The following is a 459-nucleotide window of genomic DNA, read 5'->3' as shown; positions in this document are numbered from 1 at the left end:
AGATCAGCCCGCAGAGCCGGCTCGTCGTCGGCTATGTGGCCCTGACCCTCATGGCCTCCGGCCTCTGGGCCGTGCACTCCGTACCGCTGCTGGCCGGACTCGGCCTGCTCGTCGGCCTCTGCATCGCCCCGGCGCTGATCAGCGGCTACACGCTGGTCGAGTCGCTGGTCCCGGCCACCGCCCGCACCGAGGCGTTCACCTGGCTGACGGGCGCCGTGGCACTGGGCCAGGCCGCCGCCGTGACCGTGGCGGGGCAACTCGCCGACGCCCATGGCGCGAGCACCGGATTCCTGGTCCCGCTGGCCGGTACCGTGCTGGCGCTGGCGACCCTGCTGGCCCTGCGCTCGCGGCTGGCACCGAAGTCCGCGGGCCGGACCGTCGCACGTGGGATCGGTCACCGCGAGCCGGTCACGGTGGACTGATCCCGCGGAATACGTCAGTATGGAGCGTCGTTAGCAC

General features: G+C 72.5%; 1 protein-coding gene. It reads left to right on the top strand.

From position 1 onward, the window contains the following. Nucleotides 1-422, top strand: a 422-nt coding sequence (locus RM572_RS29150; RefSeq protein ID WP_311676359.1) for an MFS transporter, incomplete at its 5' end; no start/stop codon positions are given. Between the last annotated feature and the right edge of the window lie 37 nt (nt 423-459).

The organism is Streptomyces hazeniae (assembly GCF_031845485.1).
GTDB lineage: Bacteria > Actinomycetota > Actinomycetes > Streptomycetales > Streptomycetaceae > Streptomyces > Streptomyces hazeniae.
Note: the sequence above shows the minus strand (reverse complement) of the source record. Positions and strands in the feature narration are given on the sequence as shown.